General features: G+C 37.9%; 15 protein-coding genes. 11 read left to right on the top strand and 4 right to left on the bottom strand.

Annotation, left to right across the window (positions count from 1 at the left end; all coding sequences use genetic code 11):
- Positions 1 to 61: 61 nt before the first annotated feature.
- Both GILLI_RS08245 and xrtF read right to left on the bottom strand, forming a co-directional pair.
- Positions 62 to 514, bottom strand: coding sequence for an exosortase F system-associated membrane protein (locus GILLI_RS08245; protein WP_006988639.1), 453 nt, complete (start codon positions 512 to 514; stop codon positions 62 to 64).
- Entirely contained in the window at positions 498 to 1,055 is a 558-nt protein-coding gene (xrtF, locus tag GILLI_RS08250) for an exosortase family protein XrtF (protein ID WP_006988640.1), read from the bottom strand. The genes GILLI_RS08245 and xrtF overlap by 17 nt, the downstream gene beginning before the upstream one ends.
- Before the next feature lie 86 nt (positions 1,056 to 1,141).
- Here xrtF and GILLI_RS08255 point away from each other — a divergent pair, with 86 nt between their 5' ends.
- Positions 1,142 to 1,606 carry a GAF domain-containing protein gene (locus tag GILLI_RS08255; protein WP_006988641.1) on the top strand — a complete coding sequence of 155 codons (465 nt, stop codon included), beginning with the start codon at positions 1,142 to 1,144 and terminating at the stop codon, positions 1,604 to 1,606.
- A 259-nt stretch (positions 1,607 to 1,865) separates the two neighbouring features.
- On the opposite strand, the gene GILLI_RS08260 is transcribed toward GILLI_RS08255, so the two are convergent.
- Positions 1,866 to 3,119, bottom strand: coding sequence for an ABC transporter permease (locus GILLI_RS08260; RefSeq protein ID WP_006988642.1), 1,254 nt, complete (start codon positions 3,117 to 3,119; stop codon positions 1,866 to 1,868).
- Positions 3,120 to 3,261: 142 nt separating this feature from the next.
- Between GILLI_RS08260 and purH the strand changes: the two genes are divergently transcribed.
- From purH to rodA, 6 genes are read left to right on the top strand one after another with little or no spacing between them, the layout of a single operon-like run.
- The gene (gene purH / locus GILLI_RS08265) at positions 3,262 to 4,788 is read left to right on the top strand and encodes a bifunctional phosphoribosylaminoimidazolecarboxamide formyltransferase/IMP cyclohydrolase (RefSeq protein WP_006988643.1); all 1,527 of its coding nucleotides are present in this window, start codon (positions 3,262 to 3,264) and stop codon (positions 4,786 to 4,788) included.
- A gap of 35 nt (positions 4,789 to 4,823) precedes the next feature.
- Complete coding sequence (locus GILLI_RS08270) at positions 4,824 to 5,852, top strand: rod shape-determining protein (RefSeq protein ID WP_006988644.1); 1,029 nt, start codon at positions 4,824 to 4,826, stop codon at positions 5,850 to 5,852.
- A gap of 10 nt (positions 5,853 to 5,862) precedes the next feature.
- A complete protein-coding gene (gene mreC, locus GILLI_RS08275) occupies positions 5,863 to 6,684 on the top strand; it encodes a rod shape-determining protein MreC (protein WP_006988645.1) in 822 nt (273 codons plus the stop codon).
- Positions 6,677 to 7,183: a hypothetical protein gene (locus GILLI_RS08280; RefSeq protein WP_006988646.1), complete on the top strand. Its 507-nt coding sequence runs from the start codon at positions 6,677 to 6,679 to the stop codon at positions 7,181 to 7,183. The genes mreC and GILLI_RS08280 overlap by 8 nt, the downstream gene beginning before the upstream one ends.
- A complete protein-coding gene (gene mrdA / locus GILLI_RS08285) occupies positions 7,180 to 9,048 on the top strand; it encodes a penicillin-binding protein 2 (protein WP_006988647.1) in 1,869 nt (622 codons plus the stop codon). The genes GILLI_RS08280 and mrdA overlap by 4 nt, the downstream gene beginning before the upstream one ends.
- Positions 9,048 to 10,298, top strand: a complete 1,251-nt coding sequence (gene rodA / locus GILLI_RS08290; RefSeq protein WP_006988648.1) for a rod shape-determining protein RodA — start codon at positions 9,048 to 9,050, stop codon at positions 10,296 to 10,298. Before mrdA ends, rodA begins: the two co-directional genes overlap by 1 nt.
- A 179-nt stretch (positions 10,299 to 10,477) precedes the next feature.
- Here rodA and GILLI_RS08295 read toward each other — a convergent pair whose 3' ends face one another.
- On the bottom strand, positions 10,478 to 12,613 hold the full coding sequence (locus GILLI_RS08295; protein ID WP_006988649.1) for a carboxy terminal-processing peptidase: 2,136 nt from the start codon (positions 12,611 to 12,613) through the stop codon (positions 10,478 to 10,480).
- Positions 12,614 to 12,851: 238 nt separating this feature from the next.
- Between GILLI_RS08295 and surE the strand changes: the two genes are divergently transcribed.
- The 4 genes from surE (at position 12,852) to GILLI_RS08315 (ending at position 15,935) form a co-directional block, all read left to right on the top strand.
- Complete coding sequence (gene surE / locus GILLI_RS08300) at positions 12,852 to 13,634, top strand: 5'/3'-nucleotidase SurE (RefSeq protein ID WP_006988650.1); 783 nt, start codon at positions 12,852 to 12,854, stop codon at positions 13,632 to 13,634.
- Entirely contained in the window at positions 13,627 to 13,908 is a 282-nt protein-coding gene (locus GILLI_RS08305; RefSeq protein ID WP_006988651.1) for a hypothetical protein, read from the top strand. Before surE ends, GILLI_RS08305 begins: the two co-directional genes overlap by 8 nt.
- Positions 13,909 to 14,242: 334 nt before the next feature.
- Positions 14,243 to 15,358 carry a lipid-A-disaccharide synthase gene (lpxB, locus tag GILLI_RS08310; protein ID WP_006988652.1) on the top strand — a complete coding sequence of 372 codons (1,116 nt, stop codon included), beginning with the start codon at positions 14,243 to 14,245 and terminating at the stop codon, positions 15,356 to 15,358.
- 7 nt (positions 15,359 to 15,365) lie between these two features.
- Entirely contained in the window at positions 15,366 to 15,935 is a 570-nt protein-coding gene (locus tag GILLI_RS08315; protein ID WP_006988653.1) for a C40 family peptidase, read from the top strand.
- Positions 15,936 to 15,941 lie beyond the last annotated feature (6 nt).

Here is a 15,941-nt window from a genome sequence, read left to right on the forward strand (position 1 = left end):
ATTAGTTTAACCCAATTTATTGCTTTAAATCAAGTATAAAAAAAATATACATAGAAAATTCTCATTTATTTTCGTCAATTTTAATTGAATTTTTTAGTCGGAAATAATAAAATGCAGGCAAAAGAATGATCACAAAAATGGGATGTATCAAAAATCTACGCATATAGAACAGCGCCATAAAGTTTTCATTTTCAATGGTGAGAATCAAAAACGTAAAAACCGAGAAACAACCTATAAAAAGTAAAGCATAGAGTAAAAAGGAGAATTTAAGTATGTTTTTATCCAGAAAAGCCGCGTATACTATTGCCAGGGATACCCCAGTGTTTAACAAGAACCTCAGAAAAACATTCGCAAAGAGCTTCCACGTGATAAAATTGGGAACCTTATCATTGAGATAATCTGATTTATAAAACTCAATGAGCGGATCATAAAACAGGCTGTGTTCAAAAAACCTGATGAGAACCAACAAACCCACCAATAAACTGATTATGGCAATTCTATACCTGATTTCCATAGGTGGTAGCTTTAGAGAAAATACGAACCCAGATAATCCATAAAATAAAAACCGTTCCATAAATAATCAATGGAAACACAATGCTATGGAGGAAATCTGCGTGCTGGGGGTATTCATAGATCCCTATACTTAAAATAGCGATCCGGATAACGTTCATCACATATATTATTACCGATCCCGCAAAAACAAACAGCAGCGTGGTTTTCAATTTTGAAACAAAAGCCAGCACAAATGAAATGAACAGAATAATGATGCTTATGGAATTACAGCCTTCCACCACCCTTGCCAAAAAAAGATCATTCACATATAGGTTCATGGAAGGCTCGTTGGGATTGGGAAAAATTCTGGAGGAATATCCAAAAGCTTCGATTACTGCTTCACTTTGTATTGCAACAAGATGCGTGAAAAAATCGGGGTAATATTTTTGAGAAAGCGAAAGATCGAGATACATGTTATAAAAAATGGAGAACAAAAAATAACTTCCCAAAAATATGAGAATGAACCGTAAAACCGATTTGTATTTTTTGAATAGCTGTAGCAAAGAAAATACCTGTTTCAACAAATTTATAGAAAAATGAAAGGTGAGAAACCCAAACTTTAAATACTTTTACAAAAAAAATAAAAGCTATGCCATTTCAGAAATTAAAACCCCAGATTAAAGCCATCCTAAAAACCGGAGAATCATCTGTTGAACTTCGATTATTAAAGATATGTGAATTGCTGAAAGAAAACATTTCGTATTATAACTGGGTGGGATTTTATTTTAAAAATGGCGATAAAGAGGAACTTAAACTGAGCTCTTATGCCGGTGAACCAACAGATCATACTATCATTCCTTTTGGAAAAGGAATTTGCGGGCAGGTAGCTGTTTCCAATAAGAATTTTGTGGTAGCAGATGTTAAAGCTCAGGATAATTACATTGCCTGCAGCATTAATGTTAAAGCTGAAATTGTTGTGCCGCTTTTCATCGATGGAGAAAATGTAGGGCAGATAGATATTGATTCCAATACTCCTGATCCCTTTACGCAGGACGATGAACGGTTTTTGGAATGGGTGAATGAGCAGGTAGCTGAAGTTTTAACAGCCCCCTAACCCCCAAAGGGGGAATAAAAACCTCTTTTATACTTAGCTAGAGACAAAAAGAAAATGTTCAAAGTTCAAGGTTCAAGGTTCAAAGTTCAAGATGAGATATGAGATATGAGATATGAGATATGAGATATGAGATATGAGAAACCTAAAAAACATTGGTGAATTCGTAACTTAAAAACAAGGAAAATAAAAGAATGTTTTCAACAGAGATCCTCGAAAGATTGACATCTGAATACTCAATACTAATATCTCAAATCTAACATTACATTCCGGTACGTATCGCTTCCACCGGGTCAAGTTTCGATGCGCTTATGGCGGGAATGATACCTGAAATTAGCCCAATTACTGCTGAAACAGCGGTTCCAAGGAACATATTCCAGGGAGAAAGCACAAATTCAAATTCTCCTGTAAATTGTGATGCACCAATGGAGACAAGCCATACCAGGAATAATCCTACCAATCCACCTATCACCGCAAGGATCACTGCTTCAAACAAGAACTGGAACAGGATAAATTTATTTTTTGCGCCAAGGGATTTCTGAATACCAATAAGATTGGTCCTTTCCTTAACACTTACAAACATAATATTTGCGATACCGAATCCTCCCACCAAAAGTGAAAACCCGCTGATAATGAGTCCAATGAAATTTAACTGTCCGGTGATATTATCGATAAGATCCGCAAAACCCTGTAATTGGTTTACGAAGAAATTACTCACTTCATCTGGTTTCAATCCCCGGTAATTTCTTAATTGCTGAGTTAGTACTGCAATAAATTCAGCATTATCAACCCCATCTTCAGGTTTGATTATTATTTGCGGAAAAGTAGATTTATTATTATCCCCAAAGATCCTTCTCACCACATTTACCGGTATTAAAACTGCTCCGTCTTTTGAATTTCCCAGGAAATTTGAGCCTTCTTTTTCCAAAACACCAATAACAGAAAATTTTTGTCCGTATAAGCGAAGCTCTTTTCCCATGGGATTACTTTCACCAAAAAGATTTTGGGCGATTTCATGTCCAAGGATAATTACCTGTGATCCACTTACAGCTTCCGATTCATTAAAGAATCTTCCCTCGCCGAGTTGTAAGGCTTCTATATCGTAATATTCGTGCGAAACGGCACCAATCCCAACACCCGTCACCGTTGTTTCTTCATATTTTAAAGATTCCTGGGGAACATTTAAAGTATAACTGGTAGCTTCAAGACCGGGCAGATTCTTTTTTAAATACTGGTATTCATCATAGGAAACATCCGGGAATTGTTGTCTTTTCCAACTGGGAATTTCGGAAGGACCAAAAGAAAACCGCATTAAAATAATGGTGCTGTTATCAAGAGAACTCAGGGAACCTTTAATCTCCTTTTCAAGAGAATCTACCGCAGCAAGTACTGCAATTATGGAAAATATCCCAATAGTAACACCGAGAAGGGATAAAAAAGTCCGCAGCTTGTTGTTTCTTAATGCGCTGATGGCAAAATTGAAACTTTCCTTTAGAACCCTAAGATAGATTAGCATAGTAAAAACAGGTGTTTTGCGTCGATAAAAGATAAGACGCAGGCAAATGTATTTCGTTACATTTTTTTTAAGAAATAAAAGTCCAGATCCTTAGATTTTATAGTGATTTAATTACTTTTGCAGACATAACAAACACAACACAATGAGCGAATTAAAATCGGTAAAATCGGCCCTTATTTCTGTATTTGATAAGGAAGGGCTGGCTCCAATCGTAAAAAAACTGAATGATTTTGGCGTTAGAATTTACTCTACAGGCGGTACCGAAAAGTTTATAAAAGACCTAGGTATTGAAGTTATTGCAGTAGAAGATCTTACTTCGTATCCATCTATTTTAGGCGGAAGAGTGAAAACCCTTCACCCAAAAATCTTCGGCGGAATTTTAAACCGACAGGAAAATGAAAGTGATGTTGCCGAGATGAAGGAATATGAGATTCCACAAATAGATATTGTGATCGTGGATCTTTACCCATTTGAAAATACAGTAGCTTCGGGCGCTTCCGAAGAGGCTATTATAGAAAAAATAGATATTGGCGGAATTTCTTTGATTCGCGCTGCAGCGAAAAATTTCAAAGATGTGCTTTGTGTTTCTTCTGTGGATGATTATTCCGAATTTTTAAACCTTATTTCAGAAACCCAGGGAAAGACCAGTCTGGAAGATCGCAAAAAATTTGCAGCAAAAGCATTCCAGGTCTCCTCGCACTACGATACTGCCATTTTCAACTTTTTTAATTCTGAAGAAAAAGTTTTTAAACAGAGTTTCTCAAAAGGAAAAGAATTGCGTTACGGAGAAAACCCACATCAAAAAGGGACTTTCTACGGAGATTTTGAAGCGGTTTTTAACCAGGTACACGGCAAGGAACTTTCGTACAATAATTTGCTCGATGTGGATGCCGCGGTAAACCTTATGAGTGAATTTAAAAACGATGCTCCCACATTTGCAATCCTGAAACATAACAACGCCTGCGGACTGGCACAACGAGAAACGCTGCACCGCGCCTATTTAGATGCCCTGGCAGGAGATCCTGTTTCAGCCTTTGGGGGAGTACTTATAAGCAATACCGAAATTGATAAAGCTACCGCTGAAGAAATCCATGAGCTATTTTGTGAGGTGGTTATTGCGCCTTCCTATTCAAAAGATGCGCTGGAAATTTTAAAAGGAAAGAAAAACAGGATAATTCTGGTTCAAAAAGTTCAGGAATTCACACAGGAACTCGTAAGAACCTGTTTAAATGGAATTTTGGTACAGGACAGGGATCATAAAACAGATTCTGTTGAAGATTTAAGCCATGCAACCAACAATAAACCCACAGAAAATGAGTTAAATGATTTGATTTTCGCATCTAAAATTTGCAAACACACCAAATCCAATACTATCGTTTTAGCAAAAAATAAACAACTACTTGCCAGTGGAACAGGACAAACCTCTAGGGTAGATGCCCTTACCCACAGCATTGAGAAAGCAAATTCCTTTGAGTTTGACCTAAAAGGAGCTGTTATGGCAAGTGATGCTTTTTTCCCTTTTCCTGATTGTGTTGAAATTGCAGGGAATGCAGGAATAACAGCCGTAATACAGCCCGGAGGCTCCATAAAAGACCAATTGAGCATCGATTATTGCAACAAAAATAATATTGCAATGGTGATGACCGGAACACGGCATTTTAAACATTAATTTCACTACATTTACCTAACCTCAATAGATAGAATATGGGATTTTTCGACTTTCTCATTGAAGAAATAGCAATAGATTTAGGAACCGCAAATACGTTGATAATTCATAACGATAAAGTTGTTGTGGATAGCCCTTCAATTGTAGCCCGGGACAGAACAACAGGGAAAATTATAGCCGTGGGAAAAGAAGCTGCCATGATGCAGGGAAAAACCCACGAAAATATAAAAACAATAAGACCGTTGAAAGATGGTGTTATTGCCGATTTTGATGCCAGCGAAAAGATGATAAACATGTTTATCAAGGAAATACCTGCATTGAAAAAGAGAATGTTTACTCCGGCCCTAAGAATGGTAATCTGTATTCCATCCGGGATAACCGAGGTTGAAATGCGCGCCGTTAAGGAAAGTGCAGAAAGGGTAAATGGTAAGGAAGTATATCTTATTCACGAGCCAATGGCAGCTGCTATTGGAATTGGGGTAGATATTATGCAGCCTAAAGGAAATATGATCGTGGATATAGGGGGTGGTACTACCGAAATTGCCGTGATAGCTTTAGGTGGTATCGTATGTGATAAGTCTATCAAGATCGCAGGAGATGTATTTACCAATGACATCGTTTATTATATGCGCACTCAGCACAATTTATATGTTGGAGAGCGAACTGCTGAAAAAATAAAGATTCAAATTGGAGCCGCTACAGAAGATCTGGAAATTCCACCGGAAGAAATGAGCGTTCAGGGTCGTGATTTACTAACAGGAAAACCCAAACAGGTACAAATTTCGTATAGGGAGATTGCTAAAGCACTGGATAAATCAATTTTACGAATTGAGGACGCCGTTATGGAAACCTTATCTCAAACCCCGCCGGAACTCGCCGCCGATATTTATAATACCGGGATCTATCTTGCCGGAGGAGGGTCCATGTTGAGAGGCCTGGATAAGAGATTATCCCTAAAAACCGATCTTCCTGTTTATATCGCTGAAGATCCCCTGAGAGCAGTAGTTCGTGGAACCGGAATATGCCTAAAAAACCTGAGCCGATATAAGGGAATATTGATAAAGTAGGAACCGACTTATGCAGCAGATATTTAATTTTCTTATACGCAATAAGAATAATATTTTATTCCTGTTGCTGCTGGGGATTTCCTTATTTTTAACAATTCAATCACATTCCTTTCATAAAAGCAAATTTATAAGTTCCGCGAATTTTATTACCGGGGGAATTTATGACTGGGCAAATAATATTCAAACCTATTTCCACCTTGAAGATTATAACAAAAGACTGGTAGAAGAAAACAAATACTTAAGAAGCAAACTCACCAATATCCAGGACACTATATCGGAAGAAAATTTTTTAGATTCCCTCTCTTATGAAGGAATTTACCAAATAAGAACTGCCACCGTTATCAACAACAACTATTCAAAAACCAATAATTATATCACCCTTAACCGTGGCGAAAACTCCAGGATCGCGACAGAGCAGGGAGTTATAACCAGCCAGGGGATTGTTGGGATCATAGATCAAGTCTCGCCAAACTACTCCAGGGTAATCTCTATTTTAAACAGTAATTCCCGGATTAATGCACAACTTAAAAAGACCAATCATTTTGGTTCTCTTGTTTGGGATGGAAAAAACCCCAATATAGTTCAGTTGGTAGATGTTCCCAGACAAGCCCCGGTAAAAAAAGGCGATACCATTATAACGGGTGGAAGATCGCTTATTTTCCCCCAGGGTATCCCAATAGGTAATATAACCGATTTCTCACTCGATGTAAGTGAAAGTTACTATACCATCAACATCAGGCTGTTTAACGACATGACCAATATTGGGTATGTGTATATCATAGAAAACAAAGATAAGGCCGAAGTTAAAGCTCTGGAAAATATCGATGACTAGTACAATAATTGCAAATATAATCCGCTTTATCATTTTGGTATTGTTACAGGTTTTACTCCTTAACAATATCAACTTTCTGGGTTATATCAATCCATATCTATATGTGTTGTTTCTGGTGCTGTATCCTTTTAACACTCCGCAAACTTTATTTTTGCTGGTATCATTTTTATTGGGAATAAGTATTGATACCTTTGAGGATAGCGGAGGAATAAATGCAGCGGCCTGTGTTGTGATCGCTTTTATAAGGCCTGCCGTTTTAAGGTTTTCCTTTGGAGTAAGCTATGATTATCAAACCGTGAAGTTAGCTAATACTCCCTTTGGAGCCAGATTGGGTTATATTTTAATCCTGGTATTTGTTCACCATTTTATCTTATTTACCCTGGAAATGTTTGATTTTTCCCATATCTTTTTGATAGCGAAAAAGACCTTATTTTCAGGAATTTTCACTGTAATATTGATACTGATAAGCTTAACGCTTTTCAAACCGAAACGAAGATGAGAAGAGTATTACTATTTATAATTATTATAACTACCGGAATCATATTTCTGGCTAGACTCTTTTATTTACAGGTTATCGACGAATCTTTTGTTCGACTGTCTGAAGATAATGCCATTAAAGTTGTCTATGATTATCCTCAACGAGGTTACATTTTTGACAGGAATGGAGAGTTGCTGGTATCCAATCAGCCTTCGTACGATGTTATGGCAATTCCGCGGAATGTAAAGGTATTCGATACAGCCGAATTTTGCAGGATCTTAAATATCACACCCGAAGAATTAGCCTCAAAACTGGACAAGGCAAAGATATATTCTCCAAGACTCCCATCGATTATAGTGCCGCAGTTAACCAAATCTGAATACGCCTACTTACAGGAAAAGATGCGTAATTATGAGGGGTTTTATATTCAAAAGCGCTCTCTAAGAGATTATCAAACTCATAATGGATCCAATGTTTTAGGTTATATAGCCGAAGTGAACAAAAAGATCATTGAGGAAAATCCGTATTACATATCCGGGGATTTAATAGGCAAGCAAGGAATTGAAGGATATTACGAAGAATTACTCCGCGGGGTAAAAGGGGTAAAATATATTCAAAAAGACAGATTTAACCGTGATATTGGAGCGTTTAAAGATGGGATTTACGATACACTTCCTAAAAAAGGAAAAGATGTTACCGTAACCATTGATGGGGTTTTACAGGCATACGGAGAGAAATTAATGGAAAACAAATGGGGTGGCATCGTTGCACTTGAGCCAGCAACGGGAGAAATACTGGCCTTGGTTACCGCACCATCCTATGATCCGGCTTTACTGGTTGGAAGACAGCGTTCCCGTAATTTTACCGAACTTTATTATGACACGATCGCCCGTCCTCTTTATGACCGGGGATTACAGGCAGAATATCCTCCCGGATCCCCCTTTAAAACTATCAATGCATTAATTGCCCTGCAGGAAGGAGCGGTAACTACCCAGGACAGGTTTTCCTGCAATATGGGATATGTTTTTGGCCGGGGAAGGAAAATGGGATGTCACGCACATGCCTCTCCTTTAAATATGGTTCCCGGGATAGCCCAATCCTGTAACGCATATTTTGCCAATGTGTACCGACGTATAATTGAAAAATTCCCAACTCCCCAGGAAGGAGTAGATACCTGGGCAAATCACCTTAAAAGTTTTGGTTTGGGAAATTATCTTGGTTCCGATCTTTCTACAGGAAGACCCGGGAAGATCCCAACCGCCGATTATTATAACAGGATCTACGATTATCCTACCTATAAATGGTATTCCACAGCCACTATCTCCAATGCGATAGGACAGGGAGAAGTTTTAATGACGCCTATTCAACTAGCCAATATGACTGCTGCCATTTCAAACAAAGGTTGGTTCTACACCCCTCATATTTTAAAAGAAATCGATGGGAATCCTATAAAAGACAAAGAATTTACAGAGAAAAAACATACCACCATAGATCCCAAACATTTTATACCCGTAGTAGAAGGAATGCACCAGGTTTATCAAAGTGGGACTGCCTCTTCACTTAGAATTCCCGGTATTGAAATAGCAGGTAAGACAGGTACTGCAGAAAATTTCACGAAAATTGGAGGAAAACGTATTCAGCTAACAGATCATTCAATTTTTATAGCTTTTGCTCCGGTAGACAATCCCAAGATTGCCATTGCCGTATTTGTGGAAAATGGATATTGGGGAGGAAGGTATGCCGGAAGGATCGCAGGTTTAATGATCGAGAAATACCTTAAAGGAACTATTAGCAGAACCGATATGGAGGACTGGATCCTAACCCATAGCCTGGAGGAGGAATATAAAAAGCCATATTCCGGAGAACCTTTCTCAATTAATAAATAATGTCAAAAAGTTCTGTTTCCTTTGACTGGTTAACCATTTTTATCTATTTGCTACTGGTTGGTTTTGGATGGATCAATATATACTCTGCCTCCCTGGGAGATAATCCTTCCTCGATCTTTGACTTTAGTCAGGTTTATGGAAAGCAGGCCGTTTGGATCCTGCTTAGCTTTTTTATGATTGTAGTACTGCTTTCTATTGAAGCAAGGTTCTACATGCGGTTTTCCAGTGTTATTTATATTATATCCCTTATATCCATTTTAGGCTTATTCGCATTTGGTAAAACCATTAACGGTGCTACTTCCTGGTATGTATTTGGGGGAGTAAGCATTCAGCCTGCCGAGTTTGCAAAAGTGGCTACAACACTTGCACTGGCTAAATATTTAGGGGATATTCAAACCAACATAAAGGTCTTCTCCCATCAAATCATTGCATTTCTTATAATCATCCTTCCCGCATTAATTATTTTACCTCAACCCGATGCCGGAAGTGCACTTGTGTATTCGGCATTTCTTTTTCCGCTTTACCGGGAAGGCTTATCCGGGGTTTATCTTTTTCTGGGTTTTGCCGCCATAGCTGTTTTTGTTTTTACCTTGTTGTTTGGCCCTTTATACGTAGCCATTGCAATTGGGGTTATTGCCCTTATTAGTTTACTTCAAAAACGCAGGAATCGCCCAAGCTATTTATTTTTACTTGGCACGCTGATTTTAGCTATAGGCTATTCCTATTCTGTGGATTATATTTTTGAGAACATGTTTGAACAGCGTCATCGCGACCGGTTTAATATTGTCCTGGGGCAGGAAGTAGATGCAAAGGGAATAGGCTATAACACCAATCAAAGTGAAATTGCGATTGGAAGTGGAGGCTGGTTAGGAAAAGGCTGGACAGAAGGAACTCAAACAAAAGGACAGTTTGTTCCAGAACAGCATACAGATTATATATTTAGCACTGTGGGAGAAGAATGGGGATTTTTGGGCACTTCCCTGGTAACACTCCTTTTTGTATTATTTATGTTACGACTTCTGTTTCTTTCTGAAAGGCAAAAATCGCAGTTCAACAGGGTTTACGGCTATAGTCTTGTAGGGATCCTGTTCATCCATTTTCTTGTAAATATCGCTATGGTAATAGGCATATTCCCTACCGTTGGAATACCGCTTCCTTTCTTTAGCTATGGAGGCTCGGGCCTATGGGGCTTTACAATCCTTCTGTTTATATTTATTAAACTGGATTCTGAAAGAATGTCCTTCTCATAGCACTTTGCACAATTACAGGAACTTAACATTCGCTTCAATGAGAATAATTACCGGGTAGACCTGGCTTTTTTCTCAGTTTTTTGTTTCCAGATTTAAATCCTGCCTATTCATTACAAAAAGAAAACCCTTCAAAAGCTATATTTACTTTTGAAGGGTTTTATAATTGATCTTATATTTTGCTAATTCTTGATAGTGGCAACCTTCCTTTTTTTAATGTTGTTAACCTGGATATCATCCAATACATTAATGGCTTCCTCCACATACACATCCCCGGTTAAGCTGGTATGCCAGCGGTCCCTTTTCTCCTTAAGAATGGTATCGCTTTTATACATTTCCACCTCGTAGGGTAAAGAATTATAGGTTAAGCTGGAAGTGTAATTTGAAATTGCATCATATTTCTTCGCATCATTTTCCAGATTCTCCCGCTCAGACTGATAATCATTAAAATTAAGAGAATAAACTTCATTATTTCGTTGCTCTTTTACCCATTTGGCATTTTCAGCAATAAGATTTAATTGTTGATTATCCTGCATTCTTTTCTTGCTGTTTTCAATGGTTTCCTCGAAATCTATATAACCATCCCATGATTTATATTTTGCAGCAGCAATTTGATCCCAGGGTAAAGGATTTTCATAATCCTTTTCTCCTATGTCTATATAGCTGTACCTGTCTGGAACTACAATATCGCTTTTAACACCTTCCAACTGGGTAGAGCCTCCATTCACCCTGTAAAATTTTTGAGTGGTCAATTTCAATGCTCCTAAATCCCCATATTCATTACTTCTCACGGTGGTATTTAGATCGATTACATTTTGCACTGTCCCTTTACCATAGGTTTGTTTACTTCCTATAATAATAGCTCTTTTATAATCCTGCATTGCAGCCGCAAGAATTTCTGAAGCTGAAGCCGAAAGTTCATTTACCAAAATCACCAATGGACCGTCCCAAACAATACTGGGATCTTTATCTTCCAGAATTTCCTTTCCTTCCATTTTTGATTTTACCTGTACAATAGGACCTTTCTCGATAAATAAACCTGCGATATCCACAACGGTTTTCAAAGAACCTCCTCCATTATTCCTGAGGTCCAGAACCAGTCCTTCCATTCCTTCTTTTTTAAGCCGGATGATCTCTTCCTTAACATCCGATGCCGCATTACGCTCGGAATAATCTTCCATGTTGAAATAAAACTTTGGAAGATTTATCACACCGAATGTTTTTCCGTCCTTTTCTACTTTTGCCGATTTAGCATAGGTTTCTTCAAGTTCAACCACATCGCGGGTAATGGTTATATCTTCGGTATTTCCTAAAACTTTTTTCTTTACTGTAAGGGTAACTTTAGTGCCTTTTGGCCCTTTTATTAAATTAACCGCGTCATCCAGACGCATTCCAACCACACTCACAGGTTCTTTTTCATCTTCCTGTTTAACTTTTGTAATAACATCCCCTTCGTGAAGCTTATCACTTAACCAGGCCGGACCACCGGAAATTACTTCCATAATAGTAATATCATCACTCTTCTTTTGTAAACGGGCTCCAATTCCTTCCAGTTTACCAGACATTGCTATATCAAACCGGTCTTTATCCTGTGGTGCAAAATAGAAGGTATGAGGATCAAATTCTTCTACGATTGCGTTAATATATACGGTGAAATAATCTTTCCGCTCCAAATCTTCACTAAAATCAAAGTATTCCTCCATTGAAGTTAGTACAGTATTTCTTGCTTCTTCCTCGAGTTCAGCATCGGTCTTAACTTCCATTTCCGGAGTATTCTCCAACTGTTTTTTCTGATCATCTTTTAGATCATAATAATTGCCAAGGGTACTAAATTTCAGTTGCTTTCTCCAGCGTTCTTTCAAATTGGCACGGGAATCCACATATTCTATCTCTTCGTAATTCGTATTTATATCTTCTTCTTCTGAAAAATCAAAAGGTTCAGTCAATATTTCCTTGTAAATACCTCTTACTTCCGTCATTCTTTCCTGAAGTCTTGAATGGGTAATATCAAAAAAGCTGAGTTCCTTATTTCTGATCTGGTCATCTATTTGATCCTCAAACTTTGAAAATTCAGTAATATCCTCCTTATAAAAAAACCGCTTCAGGGGATCTATCGCGTCTAAATAATCTTTATAAACCTCCCTGGAAAAGCCATCGTCAATAGATTTAGCATCATAATGCCCTTTTTCAAGTACATAGGTAATTAAATCTATAAGTAGCTTATCCTTATTGGGATCGTTAAATTGTTTTGTAGTAAAACTGCAGGAGGTAACTGCCATAAGCAGCACCAAAAACAAAATTTTATAATTCCTTTTCATATGTAGTTATTTATTGTTTTTTAAAGGTCATATGCAATTCGCATATATCTTTTTGGGTGGTTGTATAGCATTACCGTAATGCTCATTTCATAAACCGGTTAATTTTCAACATTAATTTTCAAACAAAATACATAAAAAATTGTGCCAAGAGTAATGATTTACACAAATTATTTGTCGAACATCGAAGATAACCTTTCCTTTGAAAAGTATTATTTTAGCAAATCATAAAAAAAACCAAATGCCCCAAAAAAAACCCTTGATTTTAGTGACCAATGACGATGGTATTACAGCACCCGGAATACGGGCGCTTATTGAAGTGATGAAAACCCTTGGGGATGTGATTGTAGTTGCACCAGATAGTCCACAAAGTGCGATGGGACACGCAATTACCCTTAATGACACCTTATACTGTGATCCTGTTACAATAAAAGAAAGTTATAACCATAAGGAGTTTAGTTGTTCCGGCACCCCTGCCGATTGTGTGAAAATAGCCACTCAGGAAATCCTGCACCGCAAGCCAGATCTATGCGTTAGCGGGATCAATCACGGCTCAAATTCCTCCATAAATGTTATCTACTCCGGTACCATGAGTGCTGCGGTAGAAGCCGGTATTGAAGGGATCCCTGCCATAGGATTTTCCTTAACCGATTATTCCCTGAATGCAGATTTTGAGCCATGTAAGAAATTCGTGAAGTCCATCACCAAAAACGTATTACAAAATGGTCTGCCTAAAGGGGTTGTCTTAAATGTTAACTTACCTAAATTGAAGGCAGAAGACATTAAAGGCATAAAAATATGCCGTCAGGCAAAAGCCTATTGGGTGGAAGAATTCGATAAGCGTACCAACCCTCAGGGAAGAGATTATTATTGGCTCACGGGCAAATTTGTGAATGAAGATAAGGGCCAGGATACCGATGAATGGGCGCTGGAAAATGGGTATGTTTCTATAGTTCCGGTTCAGTTTGATCTAACCGCCCATCATTTCATTCAGGATCTAAACAGCTGGAATTTAAATGATTAAAAGGAAAATATTAATAGGATTTCTAACAGGGATCTTTGCCAATATAGCAGGGATCTTTCTTTACATCTCATTTTTTTCAGAAATGGATATAGAACCCACTATCAAGGATGCTATTAAGAACGACTATTTAGGTAAGGTGAGTGCTTTGGGGGCTGTTTTAAATTTTCTTCCATTTTTTGTATTTTTAAAGAAAGATCAATTATACAAGGCCCGGGGAGTAGTTTTGGCAACTGTGTTGACTGCTTTACTCATTGCAACATCAATTGTCATTTAATTGAAATATTAATGAGAAATTTTTTACCCAGGGAATCGATAATATGGTTGCTAATCCCATTTACTTTTGGGAATTAGAAAATAGGATAGCTTATGAAAGATCCAATAACATTTTCACTACACCAAACGCGCACCCACAATAGGGAATTTTCCTCGCCCAAAAGCTCGCTTAGAATGATAAAAAAACCCGGGTATGTCATTCTGAACACAATGAAGGATCCCGCGCACTCATGGGACTAATTATAAATGAAACATCTACGACTATAAAGTTTTTAACACAAAGAAATGATTATTGGGACGTTACATAAGCTAAATAAAAACAATAAGATAAACAGATGAAATATTACATCATAGCCGGAGAAGCATCGGGAGATCTTCACGCCTCTAATCTTATGAAAGCTTTGTTAAAGGAAGACCCGAATGCTGATTTTCGGTTTTGGGGTGGGGATTTAATGGAACAGGTTGGTGGGATTCTGGTAAAACATTACCGGGAACTGGCTTTTATGGGGTTTGTTGAGGTGCTTTTCAATTTAAAAACCATCTTCAGGAATATTTCCTTTTGCAAGGATGATATTACCGCTTTTCAACCCGATGCAATCATTTTTGTAGATTATCCCGGGTTTAATCTCAGGATCGCAAAATGGGCCAAAAAACAGGGGTTTGTAACCCATTTCTATATTTCCCCACAAATATGGGCCTGGAAGGAGAACAGGATTACCGAAATAAAACGGGATATAGACCATATGTATGTGATCCTCCCTTTTGAAAAGGATTTTTATGAAAAAAAACATAATTTTCCCGTTCATTTTGTAGGCCATCCCCTGCTGGATGCGATCGCTCATCAGGACCTTGTTATTCCAAAAGATTTCAAAAAAGAGCACAAACTGGATAGCAGGCCCATTATAGCTTTACTCCCGGGAAGCAGAAAACAGGAAATTTCCAAAATGTTGGAAACCATGCTAAGCATTACAAATGATTTTAAGGATCATCAATTTGTAATTGCAGGAGCGCCAAGCCAGGAACCTGAATTTTATAAGCCTTTTATCAAAAAGAAGAATGTGCATTTGGTGATGAACAAAACCTATGATGTTTTAAGTCTTTCAACCGCCGCACTCGTAACTTCAGGAACTGCGACCCTGGAAACCGCATTGTTCAAGGTCCCGGAAGTGGTTTGTTATAAAGGAAGTAGTATTTCTTACCAAATCGCAAAACGTATTATTAAATTAGACTATATTTCCCTGGTTAATTTGATCATGGAAAAAGAAGTGGTCAAGGAATTAATTCAAAATGAGTTCAATAAAAAATCCCTAAAGAGAGAATTGGAAAAAATACTGATTTTTGAAAACCGGAAAACAATTTTTGGAGGTTATTTTGAGTTAGAAAGAAAGTTGGGTGGCACAGGTGCCAGTGAGAAAACCGCCCGATTAATCCATAATTCTATTAAAAACTGATTTTCTGATGAGTTTCAATCTCCCCCGACTAACTTTATTCCTGATCCTTGGAAGCCTGCTAATCTCCTGCGGAACCTCCAAAACACGTAATTCCAAGCAATCTAAAGAAGCAATTGTTACAGAATGGAAAACCGAACTTGCCCCGCCTCAAAACAAGATGAATACCGCTCCTCCTGAAGCTAAGCCCGAAGATAACCGGGTTTACAATATTACCTCCTATGCCCTGGATTTTAAAGGTACCAAATATAAATATGGCGGAACAACCCGGGATGGAATGGATTGTTCGGGATTGGTTTATACCTCATTTTTAAAGGAAGACATCGCTTTGCCAAGGTCTTCACGGGATATGTCCTTAAAAGGGGAACGCCTTTCCCTAATCGATGTAAATATTGGCGATTTGTTATTTTTTGAGACCGATAAGAATAAAAAAGTGATCAACCACGTTGGCCTCGTGGTAGAGATCCAACCGGGACACATTTTATTTATTCATTCCAGCACCTCCCGCGGAGTGATCATTTCTTCCCTTGCAGATAATTATTGGTTTGAGCATTTTGTAATGGCACGCCGGGTGATCTAATTTTTG

This window comes from Gillisia limnaea DSM 15749, from assembly GCF_000243235.1.
GTDB classification, from domain to species: domain Bacteria; phylum Bacteroidota; class Bacteroidia; order Flavobacteriales; family Flavobacteriaceae; genus Gillisia; species Gillisia limnaea.

What these genes read in the sequence shown, in the direction of transcription:
- GILLI_RS08245 (WP_006988639.1), bottom strand. Translation starts at nt 514, where the DNA reads ATGGAAATCAGGTATAGAATTGCCATAATCAGTTTATTGGTGGGTTTG.
- GILLI_RS08280 (WP_006988646.1), top strand. Translation starts at nt 6,677, where the DNA reads ATGACTAGTACAATAATTGCAAATATAATCCGCTTTATCATTTTGGTA.
- mrdA (WP_006988647.1), top strand. Translation starts at nt 7,180, where the DNA reads ATGAGAAGAGTATTACTATTTATAATTATTATAACTACCGGAATCATA.
- GILLI_RS08260 (WP_006988642.1), bottom strand. Translation starts at nt 3,119, where the DNA reads ATGCTAATCTATCTTAGGGTTCTAAAGGAAAGTTTCAATTTTGCCATC.
- GILLI_RS08270 (WP_006988644.1), top strand. Translation starts at nt 4,824, where the DNA reads ATGGGATTTTTCGACTTTCTCATTGAAGAAATAGCAATAGATTTAGGA.
- rodA (WP_006988648.1), top strand. Translation starts at nt 9,048, where the DNA reads ATGTCAAAAAGTTCTGTTTCCTTTGACTGGTTAACCATTTTTATCTAT.
- purH (WP_006988643.1), top strand. Translation starts at nt 3,262, where the DNA reads ATGAGCGAATTAAAATCGGTAAAATCGGCCCTTATTTCTGTATTTGAT.
- mreC (WP_006988645.1), top strand. Translation starts at nt 5,863, where the DNA reads ATGCAGCAGATATTTAATTTTCTTATACGCAATAAGAATAATATTTTA.
- GILLI_RS08255 (WP_006988641.1), top strand. Translation starts at nt 1,142, where the DNA reads ATGCCATTTCAGAAATTAAAACCCCAGATTAAAGCCATCCTAAAAACC.
- GILLI_RS08295 (WP_006988649.1), bottom strand. Translation starts at nt 12,613, where the DNA reads ATGAAAAGGAATTATAAAATTTTGTTTTTGGTGCTGCTTATGGCAGTT.
- lpxB (WP_006988652.1), top strand. Translation starts at nt 14,243, where the DNA reads ATGAAATATTACATCATAGCCGGAGAAGCATCGGGAGATCTTCACGCC.
- GILLI_RS08305 (WP_006988651.1), top strand. Translation starts at nt 13,627, where the DNA reads ATGATTAAAAGGAAAATATTAATAGGATTTCTAACAGGGATCTTTGCC.
- surE (WP_006988650.1), top strand. Translation starts at nt 12,852, where the DNA reads ATGCCCCAAAAAAAACCCTTGATTTTAGTGACCAATGACGATGGTATT.
- GILLI_RS08315 (WP_006988653.1), top strand. Translation starts at nt 15,366, where the DNA reads ATGAGTTTCAATCTCCCCCGACTAACTTTATTCCTGATCCTTGGAAGC.